General features: G+C 71.0%; 11 protein-coding genes. 10 read left to right on the top strand and 1 reads right to left on the bottom strand.

Features of this window, described 5'->3' with window-relative positions; all coding sequences use genetic code 11:
• Positions 1–116 precede the first annotated feature (116 nt).
• Entirely contained in the window at positions 117–290 is a 174-nt protein-coding gene (locus E3D03_RS01350; RefSeq protein WP_062561522.1) for a DUF1674 domain-containing protein, read from the bottom strand.
• Between the two features lie 54 nt (positions 291–344).
• On the opposite strand from E3D03_RS01350, the gene E3D03_RS01345 reads away from it, so the two are divergent.
• From E3D03_RS01345 to E3D03_RS01300, 10 genes are all read left to right on the top strand, one after another.
• Positions 345–1607, top strand: a complete 1263-nt coding sequence (locus E3D03_RS01345) for an RsmB/NOP family class I SAM-dependent RNA methyltransferase (RefSeq protein ID WP_263565478.1) — start codon at positions 345–347, stop codon at positions 1605–1607.
• 39 nt (positions 1608–1646) lie between these two features.
• Positions 1647–3296, top strand: a complete 1650-nt coding sequence (locus E3D03_RS01340) for a heparinase II/III family protein (protein ID WP_263565477.1) — start codon at positions 1647–1649, stop codon at positions 3294–3296.
• 37 nt (positions 3297–3333) lie between these two features.
• Positions 3334–4923 carry a bifunctional phosphoribosylaminoimidazolecarboxamide formyltransferase/IMP cyclohydrolase gene (gene purH, locus E3D03_RS01335; protein WP_263565476.1) on the top strand — a complete coding sequence of 530 codons (1590 nt, stop codon included), beginning with the start codon at positions 3334–3336 and terminating at the stop codon, positions 4921–4923.
• Between the two features lie 38 nt (positions 4924–4961).
• Positions 4962–5612 (top strand): signal peptidase II, encoded by a 651-nt coding sequence (gene lspA / locus E3D03_RS01330; protein WP_318013679.1) that lies wholly within the window; start codon positions 4962–4964, stop codon positions 5610–5612.
• 32 nt (positions 5613–5644) lie between these two features.
• Positions 5645–6205, top strand: a complete 561-nt coding sequence (locus E3D03_RS01325; RefSeq protein WP_263565475.1) for a DUF3035 domain-containing protein — start codon at positions 5645–5647, stop codon at positions 6203–6205.
• An 86-nt stretch (positions 6206–6291) separates the two neighbouring features.
• Positions 6292–7683 carry a M16 family metallopeptidase gene (locus E3D03_RS01320; RefSeq protein WP_263565474.1) on the top strand — a complete coding sequence of 464 codons (1392 nt, stop codon included), beginning with the start codon at positions 6292–6294 and terminating at the stop codon, positions 7681–7683.
• Complete coding sequence (locus E3D03_RS01315; RefSeq protein ID WP_263565473.1) at positions 7680–8993, top strand: M16 family metallopeptidase; 1314 nt, start codon at positions 7680–7682, stop codon at positions 8991–8993. The genes E3D03_RS01320 and E3D03_RS01315 overlap by 4 nt, the downstream gene beginning before the upstream one ends.
• Before the next feature lie 117 nt (positions 8994–9110).
• Positions 9111–10895 carry a DNA mismatch repair endonuclease MutL gene (mutL, locus tag E3D03_RS01310; protein WP_411969777.1) on the top strand — a complete coding sequence of 595 codons (1785 nt, stop codon included), beginning with the start codon at positions 9111–9113 and terminating at the stop codon, positions 10893–10895.
• Positions 10892–11539 (top strand): sulfotransferase family protein, encoded by a 648-nt coding sequence (locus E3D03_RS01305; protein ID WP_263565471.1) that lies wholly within the window; start codon positions 10892–10894, stop codon positions 11537–11539. Before mutL ends, E3D03_RS01305 begins: the two co-directional genes overlap by 4 nt.
• A gap of 44 nt (positions 11540–11583) precedes the next feature.
• Positions 11584–11955: a DUF3775 domain-containing protein gene (locus tag E3D03_RS01300; protein WP_062561513.1), complete on the top strand. Its 372-nt coding sequence runs from the start codon at positions 11584–11586 to the stop codon at positions 11953–11955.
• Positions 11956–11958 lie beyond the last annotated feature (3 nt).

The following is an 11958-nucleotide window of genomic DNA, read 5'->3' as shown; positions in this document are numbered from 1 at the left end:
CCAAATCCCAATGGCAAGTAAACGGCCACCCCGCAGCGGATCACGGATTCGCCAGCGGCTGGATTCTTTCCGTTTTCCAAATACCCATGCCGACCGGGCGGCGGGGCGAAAACGGTTCAGAAATCGACGCAGAGGCCCTTTTTCTCGTAATCGCCGAAACGCACTGGCTCCGGCCCGTCGCGGCCGCCCAGTTCGACGGGCAGTTCCAGCGGCGCGGCAGCCTTGCGGCGCGCCTCGGCCTCGGCCAGGGCGCGTTGTGCGGCGGGCGGCAGATCCTTGCGGTCGGTCATGGCGGTTTCCCCTGCTTCGCGCTAGACCCTGCCAATCTAGGCAAGGGGTCGGGTTTGGACAAGTCACAGGACAGATCGGGCAGGGACGGCGCGCGTTCGGGCGCGCTGCGCCTGCTCGCCGCGGTGGAAGAGGGCGCGACGCTCGACGAGGCCGCGGCGCTGATCGAGGGCGCCGCGCCCCCCGACCGCGCCCGCGCCCGCCGCCTCGCGCGCGAGGTGCTGCGGCGCCAGGCCCGCGCCGATGCGTTGCTCGCCCCCTTCCTCGCCCGCCGCCCGCGCCCCGAGATCCAGCGCATCCTGCGCCTTGCCACCGTCGAGATGCTGGCGCTGGGCGAGGCGCCGCATGGCGCGGTCAATGCCGCCGTGGCGCTGGCCCGCGCCTCCGGGCCCAAGGGCCAGGCGGCCTCGGGCATGGTGAACGCGGTGCTGCGCAAGGTCGCGGCTTCGGCCGAGGCCTGGGCCGGCCTGCCGCCGCAGCACATGCCGGGCTGGCTGCGCAAGCCGGTGATCGCCGCCTGGGGCAAACCCGTCGCCCGCGCCATCGAGGCCGCGCATGAGGCCGGCGCGGCCCTGGACCTGACCCCCAAGGCCGCGGATTGCCCGGGCGAGGCGCTGCCGACCGGCTCGCACCGGCTGCCGGCCGGCACGCAAGTCTCGGCCCTGCCGGGCTATGATGCCGGCGACTGGTGGGTGCAGGACGCCGCCGCCGCAATGGCGGTGCGGGTGCTCGACCCGCAGCCGGGCGAGACCGTGGCCGATCTCTGCGCCGCGCCGGGCGGCAAGACGTTGCAGTTGGCGGCTGCGGGCGCGCGGGTCACGGCGCTGGACATCTCGGAATCGCGGCTGGCCCGCGTGGCCGAAAACCTTGCCCGCTGTGGCCTTGCCGCCGAAATCGTCGCCGGTGACGCGCTGACCTGGCGCCCCGAGGCGCCGCTCGATGCGGTGCTGCTGGATGCGCCCTGCTCGGCCACCGGCACCATCCGCCGCCACCCCGAACTGCCGCTGATCCGCGACGGCGCCGGCCTGCGCGACCTGACCGCGCTGCAAGCCCGGCTGATCGACCACGCGATGACGCTGCTCAAGCCCGGCGGCCGGCTGGTCTATGCCACCTGCTCGCTGTTGCCGGCCGAGGGCGAGGAGCAACTGGCCGCCGCCCTGACGCGCCACCCCGGCCTGACCGTCGAGCCGCCGCAGGCACCGGGGATCGAGCCCGGCTGGATCACCGAACAGGGCGGCTTGCGGCTGCGGCCCGACCTGTGGCCGGAACGCGGCGGTATGGACGGCTTCTTCATCGCGCGCTTGCGGAAATCCGCTTAGCCGCCCTAAGGTTGCGCTGTCCTAATCAATGCGTTGCCCATGACCGAAATCGCTGCCGCGCCAAGGGGATTTTTGCGCCGCCCCGAACCCAAGGCCATAGGACACCCCGGCCGGGGCGAGCATATCGTCGCCGGCGAGATGCACCTGGGCGGCATCGCCGTCAGCGGCGATTTCTTCGCCGCCGACCTGCCCGCCAGCATCGCGGCCGAGCTGAACGGCTTCGGCTGGCTCGACGACCTGGCCGCGGTCGGTACGCCCAAGGCCCGCGCGGTGGCGCAGGATCACGTGCTGCGCTGGATCCGCCGCCACCCCGAGGCCCGGCCCGATGCGCCGGAATGGGCGCCCGAGATCGCCGGCCGCCGCGTGCTGCGCTGGATCTTCCATGCCGGGATGATCCTGCCCGGGCTCGACCGCGACGGCGCCGGGCCGTATTTCCGCGCCCTCGACCAGCACCTGAACCACCTGCGCGACAGCTGGTATGACAGCGAGGACGGGCTGGCGCGGCTCGAGGCGCTGGCCGGGCTCGCCATCGGCGCCATGTATCTGCGCGACCGCCAGACGCTGGCGCTGCCGGCGCTGATCGCGCTGGCCGAAGAGGCCGACGCCATGGGGCTGGACACCCTGGCCGAGGCGCGGGCGCCCGAATCGCTGCTGGATGCTATGGCGCTCTTGGTCTGGGCGCAGGAGGTCGCGGACGAGGCCGGGCTCGACGCGCCGGCCGAATTGCGCGGCATCATCGGCCAGATCGCGCCGGTCCTGCGGGCGCTGCGCCATGCCGATGGCGCGCTGCCCTGCTTCCACGGCGGCGGGCGCGGCGCGGCGGGGCGGCTGGACCGCTGCCTGCGCGCGGCCGAGGGCGCGGCGCTGCCCGCGCACGGGCTCGCCATGGGGTTTGCCCGCATGGCGCGGGCGCGCACGACGCTGATCCTCGATGCGGCGCCGCCGCCCGGCGGTCCGGCGGCGGTGCGGGCGCATGCCTCGACGTTGGCTTTCGAGCTGACCGTGGCGCGCCAGCCGCTGATCGTGAACTGCGGCCCCGGCGACGGGTTCGGCGCGCTCTGGGCCAAGGCCAGCCGGGCCACGCCCTGCCATTCGGCGCTGTGCCTCGCGGGCCTCTCGTCGTCGCGGCTGAACCCGAACCGGCAAGAGGGCGAGCCCGACATCCTGACCGAGCGCCCGGACCTGGTCTGGGCCGGCGATTGCGACGCGCTGGGCAACCTGACCGCGCCCGATTTCGGCCCCGCCCATGCGCCCGAGCCCGCGCATCTGCTGGCCGGCCACGACGGCTGGTTGGCGAGCCACGGGCTGACCCATCTGCGCGAGCTCTGGCTCGACCCCGACGGGCTGGGCCTCAAGGGCGAGGATTCGCTGGCGGCGCTGGACGCCAGCGCCCAGGCGCGGCTGGACCAGGTCCGCCCCGAGGACGGGCTGGGTTTCGAGATCCGCTTCCACCTGCATCCCGAGGTGCAGGCCCGCATGGCCGGCGCCGAGGTGCATCTGACCCTGCCCACCGGCGACGCATGGGTCTTTGCCCATGACGGCGTCGGGCAGGCCCGGCTCGAGGCCTCCTGCCTGCTGGACCGGGCGCTGGCCGAGCCGCGCCCGTCGCGCCAGATCGTGATTTCCGCCAGCCTGCAGGGTCGCGCCATCCAGATCGGCTGGACCTTGGCCCGTTCCGGCGCTAGGTGACAGGCCAAATCCGCCAATCCATCACGGGGCCCGACCGATGACCGACCGCATTCCGCTGAAGCGCGCGCTGATTTCCGTTTCCGACAAGACCGGCCTTCTGGACTTCGCGCGGGCGCTTTCGGCGCGGGGGGTCGAGCTGCTCTCGACCGGCGGCACCGCCAAGGCGCTGCGCGAGGCCGGGCTGACGGTCCGGGACGTGGCCGATGTGACCGGCTTCCCGGAGATGATGGACGGCCGCGTCAAGACGCTGCATCCGGTCGTGCACGGCGGCTTGCTGGCGCTGCGCGACAACGAAGAGCACATGGCGGCGGCGCGCAGCCACGGCATCGAGATGATCGACCTCTTGGTGGTGAACCTCTACCCGTTCGAGGCCACCGTGGCCAAGGGCGCCGATTACGACGACTGCATCGAGAACATCGACATCGGCGGCCCGGCGATGATCCGCGCCGCGTCCAAGAACCACGCCTTCGTCACCGTGGTGGTGGATGTGCAGGACTATGCCGCCGTGCTGGCCGAGCTGGACGCGAACGACGACACCACCAGCTTCGCCTTCCGCCAGCGCCAGGCGCAGATCGCCTATGCGCGAACGGCGGCCTATGACGCGGCGGTCTCGACCTGGATGGCGGCGCAGATCGGCGAGACGGCGCCGCGCCGCCGCGCCCTTGCCGGCGAACTGGCCCAGACCCTGCGCTATGGCGAGAACCCGCATCAGTCGGCGGCCTTCTATCGCGACGGCTCGGACCGCCCGGGCGTCGCCACCGCCCGGCAATGGCAGGGCAAGGAACTGTCCTACAACAACATCAACGACACCGACGCCGCCTTCGAGCTGGTGGCCGAGTTCGATCCAGGCCAAGGCCCGGCGGTGGCGATCATCAAGCACGCCAACCCCTGCGGCGTGGCCCGCGGCGACAGTGCCGTGGACGCCTATCGGCGCGCCTTCGACTGCGACCGCACCTCGGCCTTCGGCGGCATCATCGCGCTGAACACGGTGCTGGACGGCGAGACGGCGAAAGCCATCACGGAGATCTTCACCGAGGTCGTCATCGCCCCCGACGCCACCGACGAGGCGAAGGAAATCTTCGCGGCCAAGAAGAACCTGCGGCTGCTGACCACCGGCGGGCTGCCCGATGCCAGGGCGCCTGGGATCAGCTTCCGCCAGGTCGCCGGCGGCTTCCTGGTGCAGGGCCGCGACAATGGCGTGATCCTGCCCTCGGACCTGAAGGTGGTGACGCAGCGCCAGCCCAGCCAGGCCGAGCTGCAGGACCTGCTTTTTGCCTGGACCGTGGCCAAGCATGTGAAATCGAACGCCATCGTCTATGCCAGGGACCTGGCGACGGTCGGCATCGGCGCCGGCCAGATGAGCCGGGTCGATTCGACCCGCATCGGCAAGCGCAAGTCCGAGGACATGGCTGAGGTGCTGGGCCTGGCCCAGGCGCTGACCATCGGCTCGGCCGTGGCCTCGGACGCCTTCTTCCCCTTCGCGGACGGCATCGAAGCGCTGGCCGAGGCCGGGGCCAAGGCGGTGATCCAGCCCGGCGGCTCGATGCGCGACGACGAGGTGATCGCGACCGCCGACCGGCTGGGCCTGGCGATGGTCTTTACCGGCCAGCGGCACTTCCGGCACTGATGGCGGCGCCGGCGACCTCGAAGCCCCGGAAAAGCCCGGTGGCCCCGAAGCGGCGCAGCAGAAAGGCGCCGCCGCCGCGCGTCTGGCGGCCGGTCCTGCTGACCGCGGCGCTGGTCTTCCTGCTGGACCAGGCGCTGAAATACCTGGTCGTGCATGTCATGCAGCTGGACCGCATCCGCGAGATCGACCTGATCGACCCCTGGCTGAACCTGCGCATGGCCTGGAACCAGGGCATGAACTTCGGCCTGTTCGCCAGCGACGTGGACGTGATGCGCTTGGTGCTGATCGCCATCGCGCTGGCGGTCTGCCTGTGGGTGGCGGTCTGGATCGGGCGGGCCAAGCCCTCGCGCTTTGCCCAGGTCTCGGCCGGTCTGCTGATCGGCGGGGCGCTGGGCAATGTCGTCGACCGGCTGGCCTATGGCGCCGTGGCGGATTTCCTGAACATGTCGCTGCCGGGCTGGCAGAATCCCTACAGCTTCAACGTCGCCGATATCGCGATCTTCGCCGGCGCGCTGGGGCTGGTGCTGCTGCCGCCGCAGAAGAAGCCCGAGCCGAAGAAGCGCCGCGCGCCGCCCAAGCCGCGGGTGCCGAAACCCGCGCCGGCCGAAAACCCGGCCCCGGCCGGCCCCGACGAGCCCGAGTTGGCGCTGGACGACAAGACCCGTGACGGGGCCGGGAATTCACGCTAGAACGGCGCCAGAAGAACATGAGGGACGCAAAGATGCGGGCGATCGCGCTGATGATGACCATGCTGGGCCTGGCGGCCTGCAGCACCGATCCGCACCTGATGAACATCTCGTCCGGCCGCTCCAGCCCCGACGAATTCGCCATCCTGCCGACCAAGCCGCTGACCATGCCGACCGACCTGTCGGCGCTGCCGGCCCCGACGCCGGGCGGCGCGAACAGCACCGATCCGACGCCGCAGGCCGATGCGGTGGCGGCGCTGGGCGGCAATCCGGGCCAGTTGGCGGCGCAGGGCGTGGGCGCCGCCGATGGCGCGCTGATCTCCTATGCCTCGCGGCTGGGTCGCGACGCCGGCATCCGCCAGGTCACGGCCGAAGAGGATGTCGCCTGGCGCAGCCGGCACTCGCGCCGCCTGCTCGAGGTGCTGGCGCGCACCAATGTCTATTACCGCGCCTATGAGCCGATGACGCTGGACAGCTGGGCCGAGCTGGAGCGCTGGCGCCCGACCGGGGTGCTGCTGCCCTCGGCGCCGCCCGCGGGCGTGGCCAAGGTCGAGGCCGTGCGCCCCGCCGACAACGCGCCGGTGCTGCGCGACTAGATCACGCTTAGATGACGGGGTCCGGGCTTGCGCGGCCGGGGCTTCGCGGGCAGGGTCTGGGCGCGACCCGGAACCGGAGCCTGCCCATGACGATCCTTGCCCGCCTGACCCCGCTGGCGCTGGTGCTGGCCGCCAGCCCCGCGCTGGCCGAAATGCCGAAAGGCATCAGCCATTTCACCCTGGAAAACGGCCTCGAGGCCGTGGTGATCGAGGATCACCGTGCGCCTGTCGTGGTGCAGATGGTCTGGTACAAGATCGGCTCGGCCGACGAACAGCCGGGCAAGTCGGGCATCGCGCATTACCTGGAACACCTGATGTTCAAGGGCACCGACAAGCTGGGCCCGGGCGAGCTGTCCAAGACCGTGACCGCGAACGGCGGCATGGACAACGCCTTTACCAGCTACGACTACACCACCTATTTCCAGCGCATCGCCGCCGACCGCCTGCCGCTGGTCATGGAGATGGAATCCGACCGCATGGCGAACCTTCGCATCGGCGAGGACGATTGGCAGGCCGAGCGCCAGGTGGTGCTGGAGGAACGCTCGCAGCGCACCGACAGCGACCCCGGCGCGCAATTCTCCGAGGAACGCAGCGCGGTGCAGTTCTACAACCATCCCTATGGCCGGCCGGTGATCGGCTGGCGGCAGGAGATGGAGGGGCTGACCCGCGACGACGCCATCGCCTGGTATGACGCGCATTATGCCCCGAACGACGCGGTGCTGGTCATCGCCGGCGACGTGACGGCCGAGAAGGCCCGCGAACTGGCCGAGCAATATTACGGCTCCGTCGCCGCCAAGCCCGATTCGACCAGGCTGCCGCGCCCGCAAGAGCCGGTGCAGCGCTCGCCCCGCCGGATGGAGCGGGTCGATGCCCGTGTCGCCCAGCCGGTGATGCTGCGCACGGTGATCGCGCCGCAGCGCCGGCACGACGATCAGAAGACCGCCGCCGCGCTGACCGTGCTGGCGGAATTGCTGGCGGGCTCGTCCCAGACCTCGGTGCTGGCGCGCGAACTGGTGCTGACCGGCAAGGCGCTTTACGTCGATGCCTCCTATGACGGGTTTTCGGTCGATCCGACCACCTTCGGCCTGTCGATGGTGCCGGCGCCGGGGGTCGAGAATGCCGATGCCGAGGCGGCGCTGGATGCGGCGCTGAAGAAGTTCCTGGCCGACGGCCCGGATGCGGCGCAGCTGGAACGGGTCAAGACCCGGATCCGCGCCGCCCGGGTCTATGCCCAGGATTCGGCGCATGGCCGCGCCTATGACTATGGCCAGGGGCTGGCGACCGGCTTGACGGTCGAGGACGTGAACGACTGGCCCGACGTGCTGGCCGCCGTCACGCCCGAGGACATCACCGCCGCCGCGAAGCTGGTGCTGGAAAACCCCGCGACCGTGACCGGCTGGCTGCTGCCGCAGCCCGGCGCCGATGCCTCGGCCGCGCCCCAGCCCCTGCCCGCTGCCCAGACCGGAGATGTCGAATGATCCGCGCGCTTGTCACCTTCGTCTTCGTCGCCCTGGCCGGCCTGCCCGCCAGCGCCATCGAGATCCAGCAGATCACCTCGCCCGGCGGCATCAAGGCCTGGCTGGTCGAGGATCACTCGATCCCCTTCACCGCGCTGTCGCTGATGTTCAAGGGCGGCGCCAGTCTGGACGCGCCCGGCAAGCGCGGCGAGATGAGCCTGATGACCGCGCTGCTGGAAGAGGGCGCGGGCGCGATGGATTCGGTCGCCTATGCCGAGGCGGTCGAGGGGCTGGGCGCGCAGAACCGCTTCGACATCGGCGACGACGCGCTGACCGTCAACGCCCGCATGCTGACCGAGAATCGCGACCAGGCCGCCGACCTGCTGCGCGCGGCCCTGGTCGAGCCGCGCTTCGATGCCGATGCGGTCGAACGGGTGCGGGCGCAGTTGCAGGCGGTGATCCGCTCCGAGGCGACCGATCCGCAGAGCATCGCCACCAAGGAACTGGCCCGGCTGGCCTGGGGAGCGCATCCCTATGCGACCTCGATCAACGGCACCGCCGAATCGGTGGCGGCGCTGACCCGCGACGACTTGGTCGCGGCCAAGGACCGGGTGCTGGCCCGCGACCGCGTGGTCGTGGCCGCCGCCGGCGACATTTCGGCCGAGGACCTGGGCAAGCTGATCGACAAGGTGCTGGGCGGGCTGCCGGAAAAGGGCTCGGCGCCCTTGCCGCAGCCGGCCACGCTGGCGCTGAAGGGCGGCGTGACGGTGATCGACTGGGACAGCCCGCAGACCGTGGTGAGCTTTGCGCAAGCAGGCCTGCCGATGTCGGACCCGGATTATTTCGCCGCCTATGTCGCCGATCATATCCTGGGCGGCGGCGGGTTTTCCTCGCGCCTGATGGACCAGATCCGCGAGAAGCGGGGGCTGACCTATGGCGTCGGCACCGGCCTGGCCAACGGGCTTTACGGCGAGACCTGGCAGGGCGGCATGGCCAGCGCCAATGACAAGGTGGCCGAGGCGGTGGGCCTGATCCGCAGCGAATGGGACCGCTTCGCCGAGGGCGGCGTCACCGATAAGGAATTGAACGACGCCAAGACCTACCTGACCGGCGAATACCCGCTGCGCTTCGACGGCAATGGCAAGATTGCCGGGATTCTCGCCGGGATGCAGCTGATCGGCCTGCCCGCCGATTACGTCAACACCCGCAATGCCAAGGTCGCGGCGGTGACGGCGGCCGATGTGCAGCGCGTGGCGAAGCGGCTGCTGCATTCCGACCAGATCCGCTTCGTGCTGGTCGGTCGGCCCGAGGGGGTCACCGCCAGCGACTGACGGCGCGGTGGCTGGGGTATTTGAACAACAAAGAAGGCCGGAGCGAAGCGCGCGGGCGGCTGGCGAATCTGTGGCCGAGATGCTAGATCTGGGGGCATGAACAGTCACGCAAACAAGATGCGCCCTGTGATCCGGCAGCTGGACGAGGCCGCCGCCAACCGCATCGCGGCGGGCGAGGTGGTCGAACGTCCGGCCTCGGCGGTCAAGGAACTGGTCGAGAATGCGCTGGACGCCGGCGCGACGCGGGTGGATGTCGCCATCGCCAAGGGCGGCAAGGCGCTGATCCGGGTCCGCGACGACGGCTGCGGCATGACCGGCGACGACCTGCCGCTGGCGCTGGCCCGCCACGCCACCAGCAAGATCGACGGCAGCGACCTGCTGGACATCCGCAGTTTCGGCTTTCGCGGCGAGGCGCTGCCCAGCCTGGGCGCGGTCGGCCGGCTTGTGATCACAAGCCGCGCGCAGGGCTTCGAGGCGGCGCAGATCGCGGTCTCGGGCGGGCGCATCGGGCCGGTCAAGCCCGCCGCCGGCAATCGCGGCACCGTGGTCGAACTGCGCGACCTGTTCTTCGCCACCCCCGCCCGGCTGAAATTCCTGCGCAGCGAGCGGGCCGAGACCCAGGCCGTCGCCGAGGTCATCCGCCGCCTGGCCATGGCCGAGCCCTTTGTCGGCTTCACCCTGACCGACGAGGACGAGGGCAGGCTGCTGTTCCGCGCCGATGCCGAGCAGGGCGAGCTGTTTGGCGCCCTGCAGACCCGGCTGTCGCGGGTCATGGGGCGCGAGTTCATCGACAATGCCCTGCCCATCGGTGCCGAGCGGGACAGCATCAGCCTGACCGGCTTTGCGGCGCTGCCGACCTATTCGCGCGGTGCCGCCGTGGCGCAGCACCTGTTCGTGAATGGCCGGCCGGTGCGCGACAAGCTGCTGACCGGGGCGCTGCGGGCCGGCTATATGGACGTGCTGGCTTCGGGTCGGCATCCGGCGGCGGTGCTGTTTCTGACCTGCGAGCCGCATGCGGTCGATGTGAACGTGCATCCCGCCAAGGCCGAGGTGCGGTTCCGCGAACCCGACATCGCCCGCGGCCTGGTGGTCAGCGCCCTGCGCCACGCGCTGGCCGGCGCCGGGCATCGCAGTTCCACCACCGTGGCCACCGCGGCGCTGGCGGCGGCGCGGCCCGAACCGGCGCCGCGCCAATATCAGGCGAGCTATGCCCCGGCGCGTCCCTCGGGGGCGGCGATCGCGGCAAGCCTGGCCTTCCAGGCGCCTGGCTTTGCCGAGGCTCCGACCGCCCGCGTCGAGCCCGAGCCGGAAGTGCCGGCCGAGGATGCACCGCTAGGCGCCGCCCGGGCGCAGCTGCATGAGAACTGGATCATCGCCCAGACCGCCGGCGGCATCGTCATCGTCGACCAGCATGCCGCGCATGAGCGGCTGGTCTATGAGCGGCTGAAGGCGCAGGCCGAGGCGAATGGCATCGCAACCCAGGCGCTGCTGATCCCCGAGATCGTCGCGCTTTCCGATGCCGATGCGCAGCGCATCCTGTCCATTGCCGACGAGCTGGCCCGGCTGGGGCTGGTGATCGAGCCCTTCGGCGGCGGCGCCGTCGCGGTGCGCGAGGTGCCGGCGCTGGTCCGGCGGCTGGATGCGGCGCTGCTGATCCGCGACATCCTGGACGACCTGGCCGACCAGGGGGCCTCGGACCGGCTGCGGGCGCGGGTCGATGCGGTGCTGTCCTCGATGGCCTGCCACGGCTCGGTGCGCTCGGGCCGGCGCATGTCCGGCGACGAGATGAACGCGCTGCTGCGCGAGATGGAGCGCACGCCGAAATCCGGCCAGTGCAACCACGGCCGCCCGACCTGGATCGAGCTGAAGCTCTCGGACATCGAGCGGCTCTTCGGGCGATGATCGTCTCGCACCGGCATCGTTATGTCTTCGTGCATATTCCGAAAACCGGCGGCACCTCGCTGACCCTGGCGCTGGAGGCGCGGGTCGGAAAGGACGACATCATCCTGTCCGACACGCCCAAGGGCCGCAATCGCCGCAGCCGCGTCAAGGACGCGCCGGCGCGGGGGCGGCTGTGGAAGCATTCGACGCTGGCCGATATCGAGGGGCTGGTCGATCCGGCGATTTTTGCCGATTACCGGGTGTTCACGCTGGTCAGGAACCCTTGGGCGCGGGCGGTCAGTTACCACCGCTGGCTGCGCGGGCAGGGCTTCGACCACGCCTCGGTCCGGCTGGCCAAGACGCTGGAATTCCGCGATTTCCTGCGCCATCCGCTGACGCAGCGCCAGCTTGCGGTGCCGGCGCGGCATTACCTGACCGCCAGCACGGGCCCGGTCGCGGGGCTCTGCCTGCGGCTCGAACATCTGGACGCCGACCTGCCGGCGCTGGAGGCGCATCTGGGTTTCTCGCTGCGCCCTTTGCCGCACGAGAATCGCTCGGGCCACGGCGACTGGCGCGCGGCCTATGACGACGAAGGCGCCGCCCTGGTGGCGCGGCTGGCGGCCGAGGACATCGCCCGCTTCGGCTATCGCTTCGATCCCGATTGACCCCGGCCGCGCATGGCGCGACAGTGGGAAAGAGAGGTGCCGCCATGCTGGAAATCAGTCCCGAAAAACTTGCCCATGTCATCATCCGCGCCCGCGAATACGACAGCGGCGTCAACGCCTGGGCGCATAGCGGCCAGCGCACCGGGCGCGGCACCGAGACCGAGCTGACCGAGTTCATCGCCAGCCTGAACGAGGACGAGCAGGCCAGCCTGGTCGCCGTGATGTGGATCGGTCGCGACACCTTCGGCCCCGAGGACCTGGAGGAGGCCATCGCCACCGCCAAGGCCGAGCGCCGCAGCCCGACCGAGGATTACCTGCTGGGCGAACCGCAGCTGGCCGACTATCTGGAGGCCGGGATGGAGGCGCTGGGCATTTCCCCCGAAGCGGCCGAGGACGACTTGCAGCGCCCGGTCTAGCCA

Source organism: Paracoccus sp. DMF (assembly GCF_004407025.1).
Lineage (GTDB): Bacteria > Pseudomonadota > Alphaproteobacteria > Rhodobacterales > Rhodobacteraceae > Paracoccus > Paracoccus aminovorans_B.
This window is presented reverse-complemented; position numbering and strand designations above follow the sequence as displayed.

Bases quoted from the DNA above. Each gene is read 5' to 3' on its own strand.
- E3D03_RS01350 (WP_062561522.1), bottom strand. From the start codon at position 290: ATGACCGACCGCAAGGATCTGCCGCCCGCCGCACAACGCGCCCTGGCC.
- E3D03_RS01340 (WP_263565477.1), top strand. From the start codon at position 1,647: ATGACCGAAATCGCTGCCGCGCCAAGGGGATTTTTGCGCCGCCCCGAA.
- purH (WP_263565476.1), top strand. From the start codon at position 3,334: ATGACCGACCGCATTCCGCTGAAGCGCGCGCTGATTTCCGTTTCCGAC.
- E3D03_RS01325 (WP_263565475.1), top strand. From the start codon at position 5,645: ATGCGGGCGATCGCGCTGATGATGACCATGCTGGGCCTGGCGGCCTGC.
- E3D03_RS01320 (WP_263565474.1), top strand. From the start codon at position 6,292: ATGACGATCCTTGCCCGCCTGACCCCGCTGGCGCTGGTGCTGGCCGCC.
- E3D03_RS01315 (WP_263565473.1), top strand. From the start codon at position 7,680: ATGATCCGCGCGCTTGTCACCTTCGTCTTCGTCGCCCTGGCCGGCCTG.
- mutL (WP_411969777.1), top strand. From the start codon at position 9,111: ATGCGCCCTGTGATCCGGCAGCTGGACGAGGCCGCCGCCAACCGCATC.
- E3D03_RS01305 (WP_263565471.1), top strand. From the start codon at position 10,892: ATGATCGTCTCGCACCGGCATCGTTATGTCTTCGTGCATATTCCGAAA.
- E3D03_RS01300 (WP_062561513.1), top strand. From the start codon at position 11,584: ATGCTGGAAATCAGTCCCGAAAAACTTGCCCATGTCATCATCCGCGCC.